The sequence below is a fragment of the Isosphaeraceae bacterium EP7 genome, assembly GCA_038400315.1.
GTDB lineage: Bacteria > Planctomycetota > Planctomycetia > Isosphaerales > Isosphaeraceae > EP7.
Map to the genome: position 1 here is coordinate 803721 of CP151667.1, position 19459 is coordinate 823179.

The following is a 19459-nucleotide window of genomic DNA, read 5'->3' on the forward strand; positions in this document are numbered from 1 at the left end:
CGAATTTCTTGCTAAAGCGGGATAATCCCCTTCCGCCGGGCGGACGGACGACGTATAGTTTGATCATGAAACTCGCCGAAAAGCTCTATAAACACATGCACGCGCTCGGAATGAACCAGCAGAAGCTGGCTCGCGTTTCCGGGATCAGCGACTCCGAAGTCTCTCGTGTGATGTCGGGCAAATCGCAGCCCGGCCTGGAGAATGCCTGGAAGCTCGCCAAGGCGCTCAACGTTTCCGTCGACTTCCTCGCCGATGACAAGCTGGACGAGGATCCGGGGGTCGCGAGGCCCGGGGCGTCGGCTTTGCCCGAGGCCGAGGAGCAGCTGCTGAAGATTGCCCGCCAGGTGGGCCTCTTCCAGGCGGCGCAGGTGCTCGGCCTGCTTCGGTTCATCGACTTCGACGTCGCGATGCGCAGGCTGGTCGACGCTCGAGTGGCTGGCGAACAGCCCGCGTCCAGGAATTGACCCCGCCCCCCCGGATCGGGGGGGACGAGGTTGCTGTCGGGCGGTCAGTAGGCCGGCAGGCTCGGATCCACGTCCTGGATCCAGCCAAGGATGCCGCCGGTCAGGTTTTCGAGCTTTGTGAACCCGTTCTTCTTCAGCAGATCGATTGCCTTGGCGCTGCGGACGCCGCTCTTGCAATGCACCACGATCCGACGCGAACGGTCGAGCTCGCCTAGCCTTCCGGGGAGCTCGGGCAGCGGGATGACCGTCGACCCGGAGATCCGGCAGATGTCGATCTCCTCAGGGTTGCGCACGTCGAGCAAGAAGTGCGGCACGCCGCGGTCCCGCAGGCCCTTCAACTCCGACGGGGTCAAGCTGTCGCCCTGGGCTTCTTCATGGGCGCCCGGCTTGGCGACCCCGCAGAACTGGTCGTAATCGATCAGCTCGCGGATCGTGGGATTGGTCCCGCAGATCGGGCACTTCGGGTCCTTGCGCACCTTCATCTCGCGCACCGACATGTCCAGCGCGTCGTATAGCAGCAGGCGGCCGATGAGCGGGCGGCCGACCCCGAGCAGGAGCTTGACGGCCTCGGTCGCCTGGACCACGCCGATCAGGCCCGGCAGGATGCCAAGCACTCCCCCCTCGGCGCAATTCGGCACCAGGTCAGGCGGCGGCGGCTCGGGGTAGAGGCAGCGGTAGCAAGGGCCGTGCGGCGGGAAGAAGACCGACGCCTGGCCGTCGAACCGGAAGATCGACCCGTAAACATTCGCCTTGCCCAGCAGCACGCAGGCGTCGTTGACGAGGTAGCGGGTCGGGAAGTTGTCGGTCCCGTCGATGATGACGTCGTAGTCGGCGAAGAGTTCCAACGCATTGGAGCTATCGATCGGAAACTCGTAGCGAATCACCTTCAAGGCCGGGTTGATGGCCTTGAGCTTCTCCTCGGCGCTGTCGATTTTTGGCCGGCCGACATCGGCCGTGGTGTGGATGATCTGGCGCTGGAGGTTGGAGACGTCGACGACGTCGAAGTCGACCAGCCCCAGGGTCCCCACGCCGGCGGCGGCCAGGTACAGGGTCAGCGGAGACCCGAGCCCGCCGGCGCCGATGCAGAGGACCCTCGACGCCTTGAGGCGTTTCTGGCCCGCGGTGGCGACCTCGGGCATGATCAGGTGGCGTGCGTAGCGCCGGACGTCGTCGGAGGAGAGGGTCTCGGCATCCGGGCGGTCGCCGAGCAGGTCGAAGGCGGGGAGAGAGCTCATCGGTGCGATCCCGTGTCAGGGGCGGGCGCTGCGTGGAAACGAACGACGCCCCGGCGCGAAGGCCGGGGCGATGGGTTGGACGGGCTTCAAAGGTCGCCCAATGGGGGCCACGCCTCATGCCGACATGATACCGGGCCGGTCAATTCCCGCCCGGCTCATACCGGCCGATCAGCAGGCTGGCGTTGTGGCCGCCGAAGCCGAAGCTGTTCGACATGACGTAGCGGACCTTCGACTCGCGTGCGACGTTGGGGATGTAATCCAGGTCGCAGTCGGGGTCGGGGGTCTCGAGGTTGATGGTCGGCGGCAGGACACCGTCGCGGATGGCCAGGGCCGACGCGATCAGCTCGACGCCGCCGGAGGCACCCAGCAGGTGACCGAGCTGGCTCTTGGTGCTGGAGACCTGGAGCTTCTTGGCGTAATTGCCGAAGACGAGCTTCATGGCCAGCGTCTCGGCATGGTCGCCCAACCCGGTGCTCGTGCCGTGTGCATTGACGTAGCCCACCGCGTCGGCGGAGAGCTTGGCGTCATTGAGGCAGATCTGCATGGCTCGGGCGGCCCCGCGGCCGTATTCGTCGGGGGCGGTGATGTGCGTGGCGTCGGCCGACATCCCGTAGCCGAGCAGCTCGGCATAGATGCGGGCGCCGCGGGCCCGTGCGACCTCTTCGGCCTCGATGAGGAGGATGCCGGCCCCTTCGGACAGGACGAAGCCGTCCCGATCCTTGTCGAACGGGCGGCTGGCCCGCTGAGGGTCGTCGTTGCGGGTGGAGAGTGCCCGCAACGCGGCGAATCCGCCGAGACCCATGTGGGTGATGGCCGCCTCGCTGCCGCCGGTGATCATCCGGTCGGCCAGGCCGGCCTGGATCAGCTTGAAGCTGTCGCCGATGGCGTTGGCGGCGCTGGCGCAGGCGGTGGCGACGGCCGAGTTCGGGCCGCAGAGGCCGAACTTGATCGAGACCTGGCCGCTGGCGGCGTTGACCATCAGCTTGGGGATGGTGAAGGGGCTGATCTTGCCCGGCCCCTTGGCCATCATCGCCGAATGCTGGGTCTCGAACTCGCTGAGCCCGCCGATCCCGGAGCCTATGAGCACGCCCGAGGATTCGGGGAGGTAGGCCGCGAAGTCGACGCCCGAGTCCGCGACGGCCGAGATGCTGGCCGCCATGGCGAACTGCGCGAAACGGTCGAGCCGGCGGGCCTCTTTCACCCCGAAGAGGGCGTCGCCGTCGAAGCCGTGGCACTGGCCACCGAAATGCACCTTGAACTCGGTCGTGTCGAAGAGCGTGAGGGGTGCGACCCCGCTCCTTCCCTCGACCAGGCCCGACCAGAATCGGTCGAGCGTGGTGCCAAGGGCGGTGACGACCCCCATGCCCGTGATGACGACGCGACGGCCCATTACTTCGTGTGACCCTCGATGTACTGGATGGCCTGGCCAACGGTCTGGATCTTCTCGGCTTCTTCGTCGGGGATCGTGATGTCGAATTCCTCTTCGAATTCCATCACAAGTTCGACGGTGTCGAGCGAGTCGGCACCCAGGTCGTTGACGAAGGAGGTCTCCTTGGACACCTGATCCTTGGCCACGCCCATCTGTTCGCTGACGATTTCGATGACGCGTTCTTCCACGGACACGGGCGAATCTCCTGAAAAAATCCCGGGCCGTGGCCCGCGCCGGCCTCTTTGGGATTCGTCGCGGGGCGTGACGTCGGGGTCCGGGACCTTATCAACTCGTTCGTTCGAAGGGGCGGACGACTCGCGGGGCGGGTCGTCGTGCCCGGGAGGGGCTGGCTGGGCCGAGAGTTTCGGGCGGATGGGCCTTTCGGCTCCATGCCCATATTCCCGGTTCAGCCGGAGGAGGGATCAAAGTAGCAAGGAGATCTCGCCTTGTCTACCGCGAAGGTCAGGCCGTCATCCCGCCGTCGACGGCGATCACCTGGCCGGTGAGGAACCCCGCTCCGGGGCCCGACAGATAACAGACCAGGTCGGCGATGTCGTCGGGCATCCCCAGACGCCGGACCGGGATCCGCTCCTTGACCTCGGCCTTGATCTTATCGGGAAGCGAATCGGTCATGTCGGTGGTGATGAATCCGGGGGCCACCGCGTTGACGGTGATGTTGCGGGAGCCCAATTCGCGGGCCACCGTCTGGGTGAATCCGATCACGCCGGCCTTGCTTGCCGAGTAGTTCGACTGGCCGGGGTTGCCCATCAGGCCCGAAGTGCTGGACAGGTTGATGATCCGTCCATATCGCTGGCGGATCATCAGCAGGCCGACGGCCCGGCAGAAGAGGAAGACGCTCTTGAGGTTGGTGTCGATCACCTGGTCCCACGCGTCGTCCTCCATCCTCAGCAGCAGCCCGTCCTTCGTGATCCCGGCGTTGTTGACCAGGATATGAACCTTGGAGAACTTGGCCTCGACGTCGTCGACCACGCGTTTCACGTCGTCGGCATTGGAGACGTCGGCGGCATATCCTTCGGCGGTCCCGCCGGCGTCGCGGATCGTCTTGAGCGTCCCTTCCAGGGCCTCCTGGGTGCGGGCGACGCCGATGACGGTGGCGCCGCAGGCGGCCAGGCGTACGGCGACGGCGCGGCCGATGCCGCGCGAGGCACCCGTCACCAGGGCGACCTGCCCGCCGAGGTCTACGGTGCATCCCTTGATCGGTTCGGCGCTGGCCATGGAGGGCATCCTGTCGGTCGGGGCGAGAGACTTGGGCTCGGGCCCCCGGTGCGGGCGGCCCGTCGTACGGTCGTGGTTATAGGGACTCGCGGCCCCGGCGGGCAATGCCAAATCGTCGAAGCCTAACGTGCCGGGACGCTCGTGCAGGGGGTCTTCCGGTCGATCCGCTTGAGCAGGCCGGTCAGCACACGGCCGGGTCCTAACTCATAAAAGGTGTCGAAGCCGTCGGCCAACATCCGCCGCATCGACTCCTCCCAGCGGACCTCGCCGATGACCTGGGCGACCAGGGTCCTGCGGAGATCGTCCGGATCGGAGTGGGCCTGAGCGTCGACGTTGGAGTAGACCGGAATCCGCGGCGTGGTCAGCGGGGTGTCGGCCAGGACCTCGGCGAGCTGACGGTCGGCCGGCTGCATCAGGGGGGTGTGGAACGACCCGGCGACGGCCAGGGCGATGACCCGCGAGGCGCCAAGCTCGTTGGCCACGGCCTCCACCCGCGCGAGCGCCGGCTTATCGCCCGAGACGACGATGTTGCCCGGCCCGAGGAGGTTGGACTTCCAGAGCCGGCCGTGGTCGGCGACCGCCAGACAAAGCTGGTCGATCTTCTCCTCGTCCAGCCCTAGCACGCTAATCATGCCGCCGGGGGTGGCCTCGGCCGCAGCTTGCATCGCCTGGCCCCGGCGTCGGACGAGCTTCAGGCCCGACTCGAAATCGAGGGACCCGGCGAAGGTCAGCGCGGTGTACTCGCCCAGGCTCAACCCGGCGGCGCCGGCGCAGGCCTCGACGACCTCGGGCTGCGTCACCCGCAGGTCTTCCAGGGCCGCCAGGCTGGCGACATAGATGGCCGGCTGGCTGACGTCGGTCGCCTCCAGCGCCTGCGCGGGGCCTTCGAAACAGATCGACTTGAGGTCGAAGCCGAGCACCTCGTTGGCACGGTCGAAGAGCGCCCGCGCGGCGGGCCTCTCCTCGTAGAGCGCCTTGCCCATGCCGACGACCTGGGCCCCCTGCCCCGGGAATAAGAACGCCACCTTCGCCACGGTCCCGCCTTTCCTGGCCGATCACTTCCACTTTGAAAACGGGGTCGGCTGCCGACGCCGATCAGGCCAGGGTTCCGGCCGCGTTGAGGCCGGCGGTCGTGCCGGGGGCCTGGGCCAGCTCCTTGACGATCCGGTCGCCCAGGCGATCGTCGGCCATCGCCCCGCCGACTCGCAAGGCGTTCTTGATCGCGCGGGCCTTGCTCGACCCGTGGCAGATGATGCACGAGCCGCGGATGCCCAGCAGCGGGGCGCCTCCGAATTCCTCGTACTCGAACCTCGACTTGAGCGCCTTGAGGCCACCGCCGACCATGCCACCAAGCTCGGCACCGAGCTTGGGCAGGAGGCCGCCCATTTGTTCCTTGAGCATCGAGAAGAGGAACTCGACGGCCCCTTCGCCGGCCTTCAGGACGACGTTGCCGACGAAGCCCTCGCAGACCACGACTCGGGCGTTGCCCTCGTACAGGTCACGCCCTTCGATGAACCCGGCGAAGCGACTCGAAAGCGGGCTGTCGATATACAAGGCGCGGACGGCGCGCGTCAGGTCGTTCCCCTTGTCGTCCTCGGAGCCGACGTTGAGGATGCCGATCTTGGGGTCGGCGATGCCGAGGATCGTCTCGGCGTAGACCGAGCCCATGACGCCGTACTGGTAAAGGTCTTCCGGCTTGGCGCCCATGTTGGCGCCAACGTCGAGCAGGACGATCGGCCCTTTGTGCGACGGGAAGATGGCGGCGATGCCGGGCCGCCGGACGCCGGGCAGGAAGAGCTTGCCGTTGACCAGGGCCGAGGCCACCATCGCGCCTGTGCTGCCGGCCGAGACGACCGAGGAGACCTCGCCCGAAGCCATCAGGGCCCACGACCGCGAGATCGAGTTGTCGCGCTTGCGCCGGAGGGCCTCGACGGGCTTCTCGCCCATCTCGATGACCTGGCTGGCGTGGACGATCGGTAGTCGGTCGAGGGGGGCGTCGGGGTGCTCGGCGAGCGCGGCCTCGATGCGAGCCTGATCGCCGACCAGCACGACGGTCAGGTCGAGCTGCTCCCGGACGGCCTCGACGGCGCCGGTGACGATTGGGGCGGGGGCGTGGTCGCCACCCATGGCATCCAGGGCGATCCGCATCGGCAGGAACTCCTCTCCGCGATCGGCAAGATAGGGCGTCGCGGCGTCGGTCGAACCCTGCCACGACCCGACGAGATCGATCGGGGCGACCGCTCGGGTTCGTTTCGTCTTCATGAGGGGCGGGCGAGAGGCCTCGAGGCGTCCCGCCACGGGCGAGGCCTTATGGTAGGGAATGCCACGGACGACTGTCAAGTTTCGACGACAGATGTCGGAGAGAGATCTCGAACCCACGAAGTGAGCGAGCGTGCCGGCAGGAACTTCGGATTAAGGGGGGCACACCCCCGGCGTGCAAGGTCGCCGGGGGTCGCGGCTGCAAGGATGTGTTACTTCGGGGCGGGCGTGGCGGGCGTGGCAGAGGCCTTAGCCTTGGCCTTGGCGGCTTCGACCGACGGCGGGCCCTTGCGCTTCACCTTCATTGGAGGCGCGATGAACGGCAGGACTTCCTTGCGGCGGCCCCCTTCAAGATGAACGACCACGGCCTCGGACGAGTTGCCTTTCAGGGCGATCGTCTTGGTATGCCGGGACTCCTTGTCGGTCCCTTCGTGGGTGATGTATTCGAGGGTGGCCTCGGTCGGGGGAGGGAGATCGGGGTCGGAGAAGATGGTCTCGACCTTGATCGTGTAGTCGCCGTCGAAGCCGCGGGGGCAGACGTAGATCTCTTCGCGGTCGCCGACCTCGCCATTCTTCAGGATCGAGCCGCCGAAGACCGTGCGAGGGGTGGCATAACGTGCAGTCGCGCCAAGGGATTCAGTCACGACAAGGTCGAGATCGGCGTCGCCAGCCCAGGTCAGGCGGATGTAGAGGTCTCGAGCCTCCGACTCGGTCATCGAGGCCAGCAGGGCGTCGGCCTCGGCCGTCTTGTCGTCCTCGCGCAGCTCCTTGGCCCGCCCTTCAACCTGCGTTCGGGCCTCACGACGAATGACATCGTCGAGCGTACGGCCTTTGGTGTCGGCTCCCATCCAACCTAGCGAGAGAAGACGCTCGACGGATTTTGTCATCCGCTTGTCGTCCTTGGTCTTGCGCGCCAGGTTGACGGACATCATCAAGGGTTCGCCCCGATGCGGGACCTGGTCGGCGGCCTGGTCGAGCAAAGGTCCAACCTGGTCGAAGTACCCGCGCGTGAGCAACAGGTCGGCCACGTTCACGAGTTGGTTCGGGTCCCTGCCCCGCCTTGCCAGGGTCGCGGCGTAGCCGAGGTAGGTCTTGACGTCGGCCGGCTTCCCCTTGTTGAGCTCGATGGACAGGGCCAGCCCTTCGTACATCCAGCTGGCGGCGTCCTTGGGGTGAAGCCTCAGGTAGGCCATGAGCGCGGCTTCGATCTCGGGGAATTTCTTGGCGTCGCGCAGGTTGGCGATGATCCCCATGAGCTGCAAGGGCGAGTCATTGTGCGTGCGGAAGTACTGGGTCCAGTAGGCGTTCGGGTCGCTCTTGGGCTGCGCTTTGGCCTTGGGCGTGAGAATCTGGACGTCATCACCCGGAACGAGAGCGGGACCGGGCGCGGGTTTCGCGCCTCGGTCCCGGGGATTTGTCGCGTTTGGAGCCTTTGGGGGCTTCTGGTTAAGGGCGTTCAGTTGCTTTTTTTTTCCGAGAATCCACCCACCTGGGCGGGATCCTGCGGGGGCATCGACATCATGCCCATGCCGCCACCCATACCGCCGCCCATACCACCACCCATACCGCCACCGCCCATGCCACCGCCCATGCCACCCATACCACCGCCCATACCACCGCCCATACCGCCACCCATACCACCGCCGCCGCCGCCACCGCCGCTCATCAGCGAGATGGGGAAGATGGCGAGGTCGGCGACCGGGTAGACGCGGATCTCGGTGTCGAGGTTTTCCGAATCGGCCGCGTCAATCTTGAGGATCCCCTCGCTGACCGTGTAGGTCAGGCCGAGCTGGTCGAGGATCAGCTTGAGGCCGGTCTTCAGGGGGATACCGTCGAGGTCGATCGAGACCGGCGAGGTCGTGGTGCGTTCGGCCTCGGCGAGGCCGGCGGGATCGACGTAGTACTGGATCCCGGGGTAGTTGGCGTCGGACGTGGCCGACTTGATGTACTTGAGCACGTCCTCGAGGGGCGTCTCGTTGGGGAATTGCATCGTGATGGGTTCGTTCAGCTTGCGCAGGATCGTCTTGGTCCCCTCGTCCTGATCCTGGAGACTGACGGCGCGGCCGAAGCGCTCGGCCCGTCGTTCCCACTTGCGGAGCAGCTCGGCGTTAACCGGGGGATACTCGATCGTGATGGTGTCGGGGAACGGGACGGCGGCGCGTTCCACGTCCTGGAGCGACAGCATGTAGCGGAATTCCTTCAGCTCCTCGGCCATCAGCGACTGCGCGAGGAAGCCGATCGAGGTGGTCACGGTCAGGCCGGCGCGGGGGGCGAGGGCCTCGGGGAGCAGTCCTCGGGCCGACCGCGAGATCTCGCGGGCGTCGATGAACGGCTGAGTGGTCACGGCCAGGCTGCCGGTCCCGCCGTTGGAGAGGACGCGGAAGATGCCCTCGGCCATCAGGTTGTCGAACTGATACATGATCGACCGGACGTTGTCCTGCCTCTGGAGCAGGGCGTCGAGGGCGCGAGCCTGCTGGGCATCGCGGGCGAGCCGGCGCTGGGTCTCGGCCGCTTCCAGCTCGAGCGTCTCCTCGCGGCGGACGGTCGTCAGGTACTGGACGTTGATCTGGCGTTCGAGGGCCTGGCGGGCCCCTTCATCCAGGGTGGCGGCCGACTGGACGACGGTCCTGGCCAGCCTGAGGCTGTCCTTGGCCAGGTCGGCGCGGCCGGCGTTGAGCTGCTCGCGGGCCGCCCTGAGGCGTTCTTCGATGTCCGAGCGGAGCTGCTGGTTCTGGACGCGTTCCAGCTCGGCGGCGTTCTCCAGGGTTGCCTGGGGGACCCGATCGGCGGGCTCTGCCGCCGGCGCGGGGGCCGGGGAGGCCGGCTCCTGGAGGGCGACTCGGACGATGCCGACCTTCTCGAGCCCCGTGCGGGCGACGGCGTTCTCAGGCTCGAGCTTCAGGGCGCTCCGGTAGAAGTCGGCCGCATGCTCGGGCCGTCCCTGATCGCTGGCCTGCTGGCCGAGCTTGATCAGTTGTTTGGCGAGCGGCGGCACCTCACCGGCCGTAACCGGCACGCCCGCAAGCATGGTGGCGCCCAGCGCCCAGGGGCGGGCCCCTTTCCACAACCGCGCGGTTCGGGACATGACTGGAGATCTCCGGTGATGAGGGACGCCCCCGGGTGGGGTCGTCCGGCTCGGGCTATCGACGTGATCGATGGTATGCGAAGCAGGGCGTAAGTGCAATCAGATGAAATCGATCCGTCGATTCGCGCGGTGGCGGGGCCGGCCCGTTGGCCGTCCTCGCCGCTCGATCGCTCCGGACGTGGCTCCGCCCCGTGCTCGTGTTCATTATGCCACACGGAACCGGCGGCACCAAAGCCTAGGCCGACTGCGACGAGGACGACTCCCCATGAGTGGGCTCGCCCGCACATTTTGACAGGATCCGCTCCATCAACTAAGGAACTCTCTGAGTCTCGACCGAGCCAGACCGGGCAGCTCTTGGCGGCCGGGACACCGCGAGACGCCCCAACCCGGATGGATCAATCCCCATGGCCGACCCAGAACAGACGACCGAGCCAAGCCCGAAATTCGACTTTGACGCCTATCCCCCGGATAGCGTCTTTCACGAGCGGCGCGACGGCTCGGCAAAATTACTCGACGGGCTGCCCATCTCCGAACTACGGCCCAAGCCCCCGCGCCACGAACGCAAGGAACGGCGACGGCGGATCGACCCGACCACGTTCGAGAAGCAGTACACCAACGACGAGCTCGAATTCATGACCGCCATGCAGCGGTTCAAGGTTCAGAGCGGCAAGGCCTTCCCCACCTACGGCGAGGTTCTCCGGGTGGTGTACGCCCTCGGCTATCGCCGGATTGACTCGCACGGCGATCCGAACGACTCCCTCTCCGCAGTCGGCGACCCCGGCCCGGACGACGAGATCGGCAAGGTCAGCGTCACCAACCCCCTCTCCTGCCCCCTGCCCTTCGTCCGCCTGGCGGAGTGACACACGCCGGCGGATCCCGCCTGTCCTGTTCGAAACAAACACACGGGGCCGGCCTCGATGTTGAGGCCGGCCCCGTGCTGTCTTGCTCGCCTGACTGACGGGCCTGCGATCGCCCGTGCTGGCCGGATTCAGCGGCTCATCGAGGCCATCTGCGGGGCCGGCTCGAAGACCCGCGTCCAGGCCCCCATCGCCTCGCGAGTCAGCCGGATGGCCAGGTCAATCCGCGATCCGCGTGTCGCCTCCGGAGTATCGGGCTTGGCGTCGGCGATGACCTCGACGGCGGCTGGTGCCGGCGTGGGCTCCGGAGTGATCGGGGCAACCAGTTCCGGCAGCCCCGTCGCGGCGGCCAGGAGATCGGTCGCCTCGGCCGGCAGGACGACGTCGGCGACCGGGGCCGGCGGGTTGGCGAAGGTCGAAGCCATCTGGTCGACGATCGCATCGAAGGCCCAGTCCGGATTCTCGGTCGGGGCCTGGACTAGCTCGGGGGTCGCCGCCTCGGGGGCGGCCGGCTCGAAGGCCAGCTCGCCGGCGGGCATCATGGAGTCGACCCGTGCGATCGCCTCCTGGATCCAGGCGTGGCCCCTGGCCGCCATCTCGTCCCAGTCGCGGGCCGACGGCAGGTTGAGCCCCATGGCACTGACCACACCGACCAGGATCAGTCGCAGCAACATCGGCCTTCCTCCGGCAGTCTCCGAGGGACCGGCGCCGTCGCGGATCGCGACACCACCCTCGCTCAGACCGCTCGACCTTCGACTGGAACTCAACTCGCCGCCCCACATGTTAAACAAGATCGACCAGGTGGTCTCCGCTCTTTAGGGGCTTAGGGAGAAATAGGGAAAAGAATGCTGGTAGGTTGACCCTGTGCTTCGCGGAGGGGTGTCTGACGTTTCGCGTTGATCGGCCTGGGTAAAACCGTAGGATGGCGGCGACATGGATGGCCAGCCGGCGGGGGCCTGCCCCGCCCGAAGTCAGAGGGGATGAAGGCGATGGGCAAGCGGGTCCTGGTCACCGGCGCGGGCGGATTCATCGGCAGCCACCTCGTCGAGCGGCTGGTCGCCGATGGCCACGAGGTCAGGGCCCTGGTCCGCTACAACGGCCGCGACGACCTGGGCCAGGTCGACCGCCTTCCGGCCGAGATTCGCGAGGCCGTCGAGGTCCATCGGGGCGACCTGAAGGACCCTGAGGCGGTGCGCAAGGCGATCAAGGGGCGAGAGCGGGTCTACCACCTGGGCGCCCTGATCGCGATCCCGTACTCGTATCAGAACCCGCTCGACGTGGTGCAGACCAACGCGGTGGGAACCTGCCACGTCCTGGACTCCGCCCGCGACAGCGACTCGATCGAGCGGGTGGTGCTGACGTCGACGTCGGAAGTCTACGGGACAGCCCAGTTCGTTCCGATCACCGAGCAGCATCCGTTGCGTGGCCAGTCCCCCTATGCCGCGTCGAAGATTGCGTCGGACGCGCTCGGGGAGAGCTACCATCGATCGTTCGGGCTGCCGGTGACGACGCTGAGGCCGTTCAACACCTTCGGGCCTCGCCAGTCGGCACGCGCGATCATCCCGACGATCATCAGCCAGGCGCTGGCCCTGGATCGGGTGAAGCTGGGGAGCCTGGACCCGAGGCGCGACCTGACTTATGTCAAGGACACCGCCGCCGGGTTCGCCGCGATCGCCGAATGCGATGCCGCGATCGGCCGGGTCGTGAATATCGGCCGAGGTGACGACCTGACCATCGGCGAGCTTGTCGAGCGCATTGCCAGGCTGATTGGCAAGCCGATTCACGTCGAGGCCGACCCCGCCCGCATCCGCCCCGCCGCCAGCGAAGTCGGCAGGCTCCTCGCGGGTACCGCGCTGGCGACCGAGCTGTTCGGCTGGTCGCCGAAGTACACGCTCGACGAAGGCCTGGCCGAGACGATCGGATGGGTCCGCGCCAACCTGAATCTCTTCCGGACGGGCGAGTACACGACCTGAATCCGACCGATGGTTAGGTTGAGGGCTGGGCGGAGCCGGATCCCTGGATTGCGTGGGTGCGTCGCGGGCGGCTAGGATTGGCACGTCCGGACTCCCGGCCCTGCCTTGCCCCGTTGCGCCCTGGATTTGCCCATCCCCATGAGCATCGACTGGACCCCTCTGGCCCGCCTGATTGATAAATATGACCGATTCGTGGTGACGACCCATGTCCGCCCGGACGGCGATGCGCTGGGGTCGGCCTCGGGGATGGCCGGCCTGCTGAGGCAGAAGGGGAAGGACGTCCGCGTCGTCAATTCGAGCAAGACGCCGCCTCGCTACGACTACCTCGACCCCGACGGCACGCTGTTCGAGCACTGGGGGACGCAGGTGCATGCGGCCGACCTGGCCGACCGCGAAGTCCTGGTGATCCTCGACCTGTCGGCCTGGAGCCAGCTCGGCGAATTCGCCCCCTGGGTGAGGGAGTTCGGCGGCACCCGCGTGGTGATCGATCACCACGTGAGCCAGGATGACCTGGGGGCCATCTTCCTGAAGGACACGACGGCCGAGGCGACCGGCACCCTGGTCGCCCGCGCGATCCGGGCGCTGCACGGGACGTTCACGCCGGAGATCTCGACGGCCCTGCTGACGGCGATCGCCATGGACACGGGGTGGTTCCACCACCCGTCGACCACGCCCGAGACCTTCCGGACGGCGGCCGACCTGCAAGAGTCGAAGGCCGACGTCAACAAGATCTACCGCGACCTGTTCGAGCGTAATACGCTGGGTCGCCTGCGTTTGACCGGTGTCGCCCTGTCTCGCCTCAAGCTGACGGGCGATGGCAAGGTGGCCTCAACGTATGTGACCCGGAAAGACTTCGAGGAGACCGGCGCGATTCCGGCGGACACCGAGGACATCATCGATTACACGGTGAGCCTGGCGGGCATCGAGGCGGGTCTCCTCCTGATTGAGCAGCCCCGGGGTGGGATCAAGGCGAGCTTCCGGTCGCGCGGAAAGCTCGACTGTTCGAAGCTTGCGGCCCAGTTCGGCGGAGGTGGCCATCGCGCCGCGGCGGGAGCCGGCCTGCCCGACCCTCTGGAGGAAACGATGCCCCTCGTGCTGGCCGCGGTGGAGAAGGCGACGGCCGAGGCCCGCGGCTGACCCTTGCTGCGCGAGGCCTCCTGGTCTAATGATAGAGTGATACAGAAACACGGCCCGCCCGCGCATCACGTCGCGGGCGGGAACGATCGGACCCGCCCCGAGCCCCCCGAGAGGGGCCCCTGCCGCATCTTCGCACCCCCGAGCTAGCCTTGCCGGCCCGCTCGCCGCATGCCGGGCCCGGCCCTCTCCCCCTTTGCCGAGGGATCCTCGATGTTGACTCGCCGAGACTTCTATCGCGCCGGCTCGGTTGCGCTGGGGAGCCTGATGGGGCTCGTCCTGGCCGTCCCGGGCGCCGCGTATCTTCTCGACCCCCTGCGCAGGAAGGCGGGAGGGGTGACTTCTTACCCGCTCGCCAGGCTCTCCGACTTGCCCGTGGGTGTCCCGCGTGCGTTTGCGATCGTCGACGAACGCAAGGACGCCTGGGTCACGTATCCGAAGCGGCCGATCGGCACGGTCTGGCTGGTGCGCCGACCCGAGGGGTCGGAGACTCCCGTCGTGGCCTACCAGGCGGAATGCCCGCACCTGGGCTGCGTGATCGGCGCCGACCATGGCGGAACGTCGTTCCGCTGCCCCTGCCACGGGGCGACCTTCGCGATCGACGGGTCTTCGACGAACGGGGTGTCGCCCCGGTCTATGGATTACCTCGAGGTCGAGGTTCTCAGCGATGCGAACTCAACGGTCAGCGTCAGGTACCAGAGGTTCCGACCCCAGGCCACGAAGAGGCTCCCTCTTGCGTAAGCAACTTGCCGCCTGGATGGAAGATCGGACCGGCGTCCCGTCGCTGCTCCGCCGTCTGGTCCACACCCCGATCCCGGTGGGCTCGACCCGCCGCCACGCCCTGAAGGCCGCGCTCCTGGCCCTGTTCGGGGTCCAGGCCGTCACCGGCCTGCTCTTGATGTGCGACTACAGCCCGTCGAGCACGACGGCCTGGGGGAGCGTCTTCTACCTGAACAACCAGGTGCAACTCGGCTGGTTCGTGCGCGGACTGCACCGATTCGGCACCACCGGGATGATCGCCCTGGTCCTGCTGGCCCTGCTCCAGACGGTCGCCAGCGGCCTGTACCGGGCCCCTCGCGAGGTGGGCTGGTGGCTGCTCCTGGCGTTGCTCCCCCTGACGATGGGGTTGGGCCTGACCGGGAACATGCTCCCCTGGGACCAGCGAGGGTTCTGGGCCGCCACGGTCGAGACCTCGATTGCCGGCGGCGTGCCCCTGATCGGGCCTCAGCTCCGTTCGTTGATCCTCGGCGGCCACGAGCCGGGCAACCTGTCACTGACGAGGGTCTATGCCCTCCACGTCCTGGTCTTGCCGCTGCTGTTCGTCGCCGTGATGGTGGCCCGCACGGCCCTGGCCGCCCGTCGGGGTCACGCATCGACCGACCCGACCGAGCCTTACTGGCCGAAGCAGGCTTTCTATGACGCGAGCTGCGGTGCCGTTGCATTGGGGCTGTTGACGCTGGGCGTGATCATCGCCGGCGGGGCTCCGCTGGACGCGCCGGGAGACCCGACGAGCACCAACTACCCGGCGCGACCGGAGTGGTACGTCTTCTGGCTGAACCGCCTGCTGCACAAACTGCCCACGGGCTATGAAGTGCTCGGCACGGTGGTGATCCCCGGGGCGCTGGGAGCCTTCCTGATGGCCCTGCCGTTCCTGGACCGGCTGATGCCGCGAAGGTTTGCGCACGCAGGGTCCTGCATCCTGATCTTCGCCCTCACGGGCCAGGCGGCCTACCTCACGTTCGAGGCGATGCGCGACGACGCGCGAAACCCCGAATACTCGAAAGCCCACCAGGCCGCGAGAGAAGCCGCAACGCGAGCCACCCAGCTCGCAGAGCTCGCGGGCATCCCCCCGGGAGGCGCCGGCGACCTGCTTCGAACCGATCCCCTGTCCGCGGGGCTCTCCCTGGTTCGATCCCGCTGCCTCGGATGTCACGCCTTTCAAGGCGAGACGCAGGTTGTGGATGCCAGCCCCTTCAAGGCGTTCGACCTGGCCCACTTCGGCTCTCATGACTGGATCGGTGAGTTGCTCGACGACCCGAAGGGCCCGAAGTTCGCGCTTCGAGCTCCCAAGTCGCTCGGCTCGAAGGAGTTCTCCAACGCCTCGCTCGACGGCATGAAGCAGTGGAAGGAAGAAATCGACTTCGCCGACCGGGGCGAACGTGACGCCGTGGTTGCCTTCGTCGCGACGTTCCCGACCATTCCGCCCGGCACAACGGCCGAGGAATGGGCGAGTCGGCCTGAGGTCAAGGAGGATCCGGGCTACGCCCCGTTCGTCGAGAATTGCCTATCCTGCCACTCCATCGGCACGCTCGACCTGGGCCTCCCCGGCTCGACCCGTCCCGCTCCCGATCTCTTCGCCTACGGCTCCGCCCGCTGGCTAACGACGATCATCAAGAATCCCGGGACGAAGGGGTTCTACAGCTACCTGAAACCCCACGAGCAGATGCCCGGCTTTGGCGAACAGCTCAGCCCGAACGAGCTCGACCTGATCGTCCGGCTCTTGCGAGACGAATACGTCGGGGCCAAACCCCGCGCAGCCAGAACTCCGCGGGAGCAAGCCGCGGAGTAGGTTCCTCAGCTCGCTCGCTTGACAACGTACTGGGCGAGCGAGCGGAGGATCGCCTTGGAAGGCGAGTCAGGGAGGACTTCGAGCCGCTGAACGGCCTGAGACGAACATTGCTTGGCTCGTTCCCAGGCATAGGCCAGCGCGCCGCTCGACTCCAGCAGGGGGCGTAGCTCGTCCCTCCCCTCGGGCTTGGCATCGACCAGGATCTGACGCACCCGGGCCGCGACGGCGGGTGGGGCGGTGGAGAGCAGGCGGATGATCGGCAGGGTGAGCTTCTGCTTCTCCAGGTCGGTGCCAAGGCTCTTGCCGGTTGCCTGCTCGTCGCCCCAGATATCGAGGACGTCGTCGGCGATCTGGAAGGCGACACCCAGGTCTCGACCGTAGGCGTCGAGGGCGTCGACCGTCGCGGCGGGTGCGCCCGCGTAATGTGCCCCCAGCCGGCAGCAGACGGCCGTCAGCTCGGCGGTCTTGCCGCGGATGATCTCGAAGTAATCGGCCTCGGAGAGGTCGAAATTCCCCCTGCTGTGCACCTGCTGAAGCTCGCCTTCGCAGACCATGTTGGTCGCGCGGCCGATCCAGCGGCAGGCCAGGGTCGACTCCAGCGACGCGGCCAGGTGGAACGCGTGCGTGAAGAGGTAGTCTCCCATCAGGACGGCGGCCTCGGCGCCCCAGGCGGCGTTGATCGTCGCGGCATGGCGGCGCACCATCGATTCATCGAGGATGTCGTCGTGCACGAGGGTCGCCGTGTGGATCATCTCGACCACCGCGGCCAGCACCGGGTGCGACGCATTCGAGCCGCCGCAGGCCTTGCCGGTCAGCAAGACCAGGGCGGGGCGCAGCCGCTTCCCCTGGAAGTCGGCGCATTGGTCGACCAACTCGCGGACGAAGGCGAACTGGCTTCCCAGTTCGGCCTCGTAAATTCGCCCGGCCTCGGCCAGCTCGCCCGAGATCGGGGCGTAGACCGAGGCGAGTCTTCGCCGGCTTTCTTCGGGCCTGGGCAGCGTCAGAGCGGACATCCCACGCCTCCGGTTGCAATCCGACGGCCGAGCATCGACCATCTACGCCAGCGATCAGGCGAGATCTTCGGGGCGACGATAATCGCCGCTCCGCCCGCCCGACTTCTCTTCCAGCCGCACGCAGTCGATCGACATTGATCGATCGACTGCCTTGCACATATCGTAGACCGTCAGCGCCGCAAGGCTAACGGCGGTCAGGGCTTCCATCTCGACGCCCGTCCGTCCGGTTGTCCGGGCGGTGGCCTCGATCCGGAGCGTCCGATCGTCTTGCACCGAAAATCCGACCTCGACGGCGTCGAGGCCGAGTGGGTGGCAGAGCGGGATCAGGTCGCCGGTCCGCTTGGCCGCCATGATGCCGGCCAGACGGGCGACGCCGAGCACGTCACCCTTCGACAGGCCGCGGTCGAGGATCAGGGCCAGCGTCGACGGCTCCATCCGCACCAGGCCGCTGGCGCGTGCCCGTCGGGTGGTCGTCGGCTTGGCCGAAACATCCACCATCCGGCTCGCGCCCTGCTCATCGAAATGCGTCAGCTCGGCCATCGACCGACTTGCACTCACCTGGAAGAGATCGATCGTTCAATTCGTTCTGAACGTATTCTACAATTCACCCGCCGCATGGCCAGGGGAGGGTCTAAGGTTTTCGGATCCTGAGCACTCTCGACAGGACGACCCCCTGCTTCGAACGCTCGGCGACGAGGCCTACCGGGGGGGGGCCGTTGAGCAAGGCCCGCCACTCCGGATTGAGGTAGGCATCGCGTCGATACAGAATCAGCCAATCGGCTTGCGCCGCCCGCGACTGGTCGACGATGGTCACCTGGTTTCGGACCAGAGCAGGGGTCAGGGAGGCGACTCCCTGGATGTGATGGAGTGTGGGGGCCAGCGCCGCCAGGTCGCCCGGTTTCGCCTCGGCCGCCAGTCGATCCAGCAAGACGCGGTCGACCGCGTCCCCCCAATAGGTCAATTCCAGGCCCAGTCGCTGGGCGCCGGGCAACCCGCCGACGAGTGCATTGTAATAGCTGAGCCCGAACGGGTGCAGCGCCACGACCCCGTACCCTTGAGCCAGGAACGCTGCCGCCATCAGGCCGTGGGCCCAACGGCGACTCGTTCGACCCCAGGCCCAGGCCCCGCCGATCCCGATCAGGATCGCCCAGAGCGGGAAAACGAGGAGGAACAGACGCTCGCCGTCGTAGACCGGGATGCGTGTGCTAAAAAGCCCCAGAAACAGGCCAATTCCTGCCAGCGCGAGCCAGGGTAAGCCCTCCGACTTTCGTCTGCCTCGGACGACCTCGATGGCTCCCAGGACGCCCAGCAGGTGAAGGCCCACCGGAACCGTGATGGCGAAATAGACCCAGGGGTAGTGCCAGGGAACGTCGCGATCCGCGTAGAACTGGCCGAAGTACTGAACCTGTAACGATAATCGCTCGGTTCCGGTTCCCAGATAACGGCCGAGACGGGTCAGGGTGTCGTGCCAGAGCCAGGGCCAGCCCAGCAGGAACGTGCCGAGACCGACGACGAGCCATCCTCCGAACGCGCCGACGGCATGACGCCAGGGGAAGCGAACGAGGAGCAAGCCCAGCACGATTGGTGGGAGGAACCAGGCGTGAATCTTGGTCAGAAGGGCCAGGCCCAAGACCAGCCCCGCAAACGCCATAGCCCGAGTCGGCTTCGATGACCTTGATCCCCGCTCGGCCGCGAGCAAGGCCGCAACCCAGAACAACGCGATAAACGTATCCAGAGCACCGAGATGCGCGTGGGCGAACGCACGCGGCATGAAGAGCAATGCCCCCCCCGCCGCAATGCCGCCGACCTGCCCCCGGAGTCGACCCGTGGCAAGCGTGACCAGAGTAATAAGCAAGCCGAAGCAGGCGGCCGGTGCAACTCTGGCGGGGATCACCGCATAGGGATCGGTCCAGCCGATCGCCGCGGCAAACGGTTCGAAGGTTGTCGATGCAACTCCAAGAAGCCAACGGCCTAACGGTGGATGTTCGGCGTTGTCGGCGAAGACCCGATCGATGGTCTCGCGCTGGAAGAAGCCGGCCTTCTGCTTCAGGAGTGTCGAGACGTAAGTTCGTCCGGGTCGGACATCCAGGGGCTCGTCGATCGTGATGCCGGGGTCGGCCAGCGTGAAGACGACCGCGAGGAACGCGAAGAGGCCGAGGGCCAACGCCGTACGGCCGAGTCTCGGAGTGTGGTCGGTGGACATCG

18 protein-coding genes are annotated in these 19459 nt (G+C 67.0%); 6 read left to right on the forward strand and 12 right to left on the reverse strand.

Features of this window, described 5'->3' with window-relative positions; genetic code table 11:
• Window positions 1-65: 65 nt before the first annotated feature.
• Entirely contained in the window at window positions 66-464 is a 399-nt protein-coding gene (locus EP7_RS03205) for a helix-turn-helix domain-containing protein (RefSeq protein WP_463526138.1), read from the forward strand.
• Window positions 465-508: 44 nt separating this feature from the next.
• Here EP7_RS03205 and moeB read toward each other — a convergent pair whose 3' ends face one another.
• The 8 genes from moeB to EP7_RS03245 form a co-directional block, all read right to left on the reverse strand.
• A complete protein-coding gene (gene moeB / locus EP7_RS03210; protein ID WP_463526139.1) occupies window positions 509-1699 on the reverse strand; it encodes a molybdopterin-synthase adenylyltransferase MoeB in 1191 nt (396 codons plus the stop codon).
• Window positions 1700-1838: 139 nt separating this feature from the next.
• Window positions 1839-3089: a beta-ketoacyl-ACP synthase II gene (fabF, locus tag EP7_RS03215; protein WP_463526140.1), complete on the reverse strand. Its 1251-nt coding sequence runs from the start codon at window positions 3087-3089 to the stop codon at window positions 1839-1841.
• Window positions 3089-3322, reverse strand: a complete 234-nt coding sequence (acpP, locus tag EP7_RS03220; protein WP_463526141.1) for an acyl carrier protein — start codon at window positions 3320-3322, stop codon at window positions 3089-3091. Before acpP ends, fabF begins: the two co-directional genes overlap by 1 nt.
• A gap of 268 nt (window positions 3323-3590) precedes the next feature.
• Window positions 3591-4364: a 3-oxoacyl-[acyl-carrier-protein] reductase gene (gene fabG, locus EP7_RS03225; RefSeq protein ID WP_463526142.1), complete on the reverse strand. Its 774-nt coding sequence runs from the start codon at window positions 4362-4364 to the stop codon at window positions 3591-3593.
• 122 nt (window positions 4365-4486) lie between these two features.
• Window positions 4487-5398, reverse strand: a complete 912-nt coding sequence (gene fabD, locus EP7_RS03230; protein WP_463526143.1) for an ACP S-malonyltransferase — start codon at window positions 5396-5398, stop codon at window positions 4487-4489.
• A 61-nt stretch (window positions 5399-5459) separates the two neighbouring features.
• Window positions 5460-6626 (reverse strand): phosphate acyltransferase PlsX, encoded by a 1167-nt coding sequence (plsX, locus tag EP7_RS03235; protein ID WP_463526144.1) that lies wholly within the window; start codon window positions 6624-6626, stop codon window positions 5460-5462.
• A gap of 209 nt (window positions 6627-6835) precedes the next feature.
• Window positions 6836-7885, reverse strand: coding sequence for a tetratricopeptide repeat protein (locus tag EP7_RS03240; protein ID WP_463526145.1), 1050 nt, complete (start codon window positions 7883-7885; stop codon window positions 6836-6838).
• A 194-nt stretch (window positions 7886-8079) separates the two neighbouring features.
• Window positions 8080-9708, reverse strand: coding sequence for a tetratricopeptide repeat protein (locus tag EP7_RS03245; RefSeq protein ID WP_463526146.1), 1629 nt, complete (start codon window positions 9706-9708; stop codon window positions 8080-8082).
• 404 nt (window positions 9709-10112) lie between these two features.
• Here EP7_RS03245 and EP7_RS03250 point away from each other — a divergent pair, with 404 nt between their 5' ends.
• Window positions 10113-10568, forward strand: a complete 456-nt coding sequence (locus EP7_RS03250; RefSeq protein WP_463526147.1) for a hypothetical protein — start codon at window positions 10113-10115, stop codon at window positions 10566-10568.
• Window positions 10569-10696: 128 nt separating this feature from the next.
• On the opposite strand, the gene EP7_RS03255 is transcribed toward EP7_RS03250, so the two are convergent.
• Window positions 10697-11239, reverse strand: coding sequence for a hypothetical protein (locus EP7_RS03255; protein WP_463526148.1), 543 nt, complete (start codon window positions 11237-11239; stop codon window positions 10697-10699).
• Window positions 11240-11545: 306 nt separating this feature from the next.
• Between EP7_RS03255 and EP7_RS03260 the strand changes: the two genes are divergently transcribed.
• The 4 genes from EP7_RS03260 to EP7_RS03275 all read left to right on the forward strand — a co-directional run bounded on the left by EP7_RS03260 (window position 11546) and on the right by EP7_RS03275 (window position 16241).
• Entirely contained in the window at window positions 11546-12538 is a 993-nt protein-coding gene (locus tag EP7_RS03260) for a GDP-mannose 4,6-dehydratase (protein WP_463526149.1), read from the forward strand.
• A gap of 138 nt (window positions 12539-12676) precedes the next feature.
• A complete protein-coding gene (locus tag EP7_RS03265; protein ID WP_463526150.1) occupies window positions 12677-13675 on the forward strand; it encodes a DHH family phosphoesterase in 999 nt (332 codons plus the stop codon).
• Window positions 13676-13885: 210 nt separating this feature from the next.
• A complete protein-coding gene (locus tag EP7_RS03270) occupies window positions 13886-14413 on the forward strand; it encodes a QcrA and Rieske domain-containing protein (protein ID WP_463526151.1) in 528 nt (175 codons plus the stop codon).
• Window positions 14406-16241 (forward strand): cytochrome b N-terminal domain-containing protein, encoded by a 1836-nt coding sequence (locus EP7_RS03275; RefSeq protein ID WP_463526152.1) that lies wholly within the window; start codon window positions 14406-14408, stop codon window positions 16239-16241. The genes EP7_RS03270 and EP7_RS03275 overlap by 8 nt, the downstream gene beginning before the upstream one ends.
• Before the next feature lie 5 nt (window positions 16242-16246).
• Here EP7_RS03275 and EP7_RS03280 read toward each other — a convergent pair whose 3' ends face one another.
• The 3 genes from EP7_RS03280 to EP7_RS03290 form a co-directional block, all read right to left on the reverse strand.
• Complete coding sequence (locus EP7_RS03280; protein ID WP_463526153.1) at window positions 16247-17254, reverse strand: polyprenyl synthetase family protein; 1008 nt, start codon at window positions 17252-17254, stop codon at window positions 16247-16249.
• Window positions 17255-17308: 54 nt separating this feature from the next.
• On the reverse strand, window positions 17309-17794 hold the full coding sequence (moaC, locus tag EP7_RS03285) for a cyclic pyranopterin monophosphate synthase MoaC (protein WP_463526154.1): 486 nt from the start codon (window positions 17792-17794) through the stop codon (window positions 17309-17311).
• Window positions 17795-17885: 91 nt separating this feature from the next.
• A complete protein-coding gene (locus tag EP7_RS03290; protein WP_463526155.1) occupies window positions 17886-19457 on the reverse strand; it encodes an ArnT family glycosyltransferase in 1572 nt (523 codons plus the stop codon).
• Window positions 19458-19459: the final 2 nt, after the last annotated feature.